This is a genomic window from Kitasatospora sp. DSM 101779, from assembly GCF_025655475.1.
GTDB lineage: Bacteria > Actinomycetota > Actinomycetes > Streptomycetales > Streptomycetaceae > Kitasatospora.
In genome coordinates this window covers 7193362-7195405 of record NZ_JAHTIK010000001.1, presented here as the reverse complement: position 1 = coordinate 7195405, position 2044 = coordinate 7193362, and the positions used below count along the sequence as shown (strand labels likewise).

Genomic DNA, 2044 nt, shown 5'->3' with positions numbered 1-2044 from the left:
CTCGGCCTCGGCGGCGGCGAGCCGGGTGCGGCGGGCCGACTCGGCCTCGGCGCGGACGGCGTCCGCCTCGGCGTCCTGCTCGGCGCGGCGGCGGGCGTTGGCGCCCTCCTGGGCGACCAGTTCCTCCTCGCGGCGGGCGAGTTCGATCCGGTTCGCCATCTCGTTCTCGGCGATGGCGCGCTCCCGCTCGACGGCGAGGGCGCGGCGCTCGTAGGTGGCCCGGTCGGCCTCCTGCTGGACCTGTTCGCGGGCCGGGGTGCGCAGCGCCCGCTCGGTCTCGGCCTCGGGGCGGAGCGCGGTGACCCGGACGGCGATCACGGCGAGGCCGAGCTCCACGAGCCGGGCCTCGCCGGCGAGGCCCTCGGCGATGCAGCGGCGGACGGCGGTGATGCCGTCGGCGAGGGTGTCGGCCAGCGGGGTGCGGGCGACGAGTTCGAGGGCGTGCTGCTGGGCGGTCTCGGTGAGCAGGGTGCCGATCTGTTCGAGCGGTTCGGCGCGCCAGGTGCCGGTGTCCGGGTCGATGCCGAAGTCGAGGCGTTCGGCGGCCACCGCCGGGTCGGTGATGCGGTAGGTGACGGCGGCCTGTACCGCGAGATCCTGGTAGTCGGCTGTCCTGGCATGGAAGAGCATCGCCAACTCGCGGTCCTCGACCGGCACTTCGGAGATGGCCGCGGTGAGCGGCCGGAACCAGAAGGCGAGGCCGGTGCCCTGGCGGACGGGCCGGCCGCCGCGCAGGTGGCGGATGTGGGCGGTGGGTGCGGCCCGCAGGTGCCGGAACCCGAGTCGCCTGGTGATGTCGGCTATGGTGAATCCCTCCCCGATTGTTTTCGTCGAGATGACGATAACCGTCCCGCGCGGTTTTCGTCAATACGACGAAAATGCGGGCCCCGACGCTCCGCTCCCGCGGCCGACGCCCTGACAGATGTCAGGTACCGGGCAGACCGCGGCTCGGGTTTCCTGGAGTCAGACGGGGGCGGCCACCGGGCCGCCCGCCGCTCGGGCCCACTCCTCGGGCCCTCTCCCACGACGCAAGGAGCGTTCCATGTTCGCTGTGCGCAAGCTCGCCCTCGCCGGAGCCGCAGCCGCCGTCGGCCTCGCCCTGACGGGCCTCGTCCCGGCCTCCGCCGAGGCCGCGAGCGGCTGCTACGGCATCGGCGGAGGCAAGTACAACTGCAACGTGTGGAAGACCGCACCGTCCTACTTCGCCGGCAACGTGCGCGCCGGCACCCTCAACGCGGGCACCAACTACTTCTACTGCCAGGCCGTCGGCAGCGAGGTCGTGGACGGCCCGTACCGCAACCACTGGTGGGCCAAGACCGACGACGACAGCGGCAACAAGGGCGTCTGGGTGAACGTCGTCTACCTCTCCGGCGGCGACAACGACCAGCCGGTGCCCGGCCTGCCCGGCTGCTGACGGAGCATCGGCCACCCCGCCCGGGCGGGCTCACCGACTGTACTCGGCGAGGTACTGCTCCACCTTCGCCACGTGCGGCCGGACCCGCTCGGGCACCCCCCGGGCCTCCGCGACCGTCTTGTCACTGGTGCGGTACCCCGCCGCCAGCAGCCCCGGCAGGTCGTGCGTCAGGCCGCGGCGCTTGAACTGCTGGGCCAGCCAACAGACGTACGACCCCATCGAGATGATGGCGTCCGGCGGGTCCATGTAGTCCTTGCGGCCGTCGAGGTCGCCGTCCTGCGCCCAGGCGTTGAACACGGCCGGCGTCCACATCGCGATCCCGTACTCCCCGGTCTCCGGCCGGGCGGCCTGCGGGTCGAAGCCGCTCTCCGCCTTGAGCATCGCGGCCAGCAGCACCGGGGTCACCTCCGGCTCCGGGCAGCGACGGGCGGCCCGGGCGATCGGCTCGCGCAGCGCCGCGGGCACATCGGCGTCCGACGGCAGCGCACCGGGCAACGCGCCGGACGGGCTGCCCACCGGAACGGCCCGCGGACGGCCGGACGCGCCGGCGCCGTCCGGCGAACCCGGGAACACGGCCACCGCCGCCGCACAGGCCAGCGCCGCCAGCGCGGCGACGGCCACCGACAGCAC

At 74.0% G+C, this 2044-nt stretch carries 3 protein-coding genes; 1 reads left to right on the top strand and 2 read right to left on the bottom strand.

Features of this window, described 5'->3' with window-relative positions; genetic code table 11:
- Positions 1 to 804, bottom strand: an 804-nt coding sequence (locus KSNIM_RS32655; protein WP_263108212.1) for an SPFH domain-containing protein, incomplete at its 3' end; no start/stop codon positions are given.
- A gap of 238 nt (positions 805 to 1042) precedes the next feature.
- Between KSNIM_RS32655 and KSNIM_RS32650 the strand changes: the two genes are divergently transcribed.
- Positions 1043 to 1414, top strand: coding sequence for a hypothetical protein (locus KSNIM_RS32650; RefSeq protein WP_263106757.1), 372 nt, complete (start codon positions 1043 to 1045; stop codon positions 1412 to 1414).
- Positions 1415 to 1444: 30 nt separating this feature from the next.
- Here KSNIM_RS32650 and KSNIM_RS32645 read toward each other — a convergent pair.
- Positions 1445 to 2044 (bottom strand): transglycosylase SLT domain-containing protein (locus KSNIM_RS32645; RefSeq protein WP_263106756.1); only part of this gene is annotated, 600 nt, incomplete at its 5' end.

Excerpts from the sequence above, each read along its gene's own strand:
- KSNIM_RS32650 (WP_263106757.1), top strand. The coding sequence starts at position 1,043 with ATGTTCGCTGTGCGCAAGCTCGCCCTCGCCGGAGCCGCAGCCGCCGTC.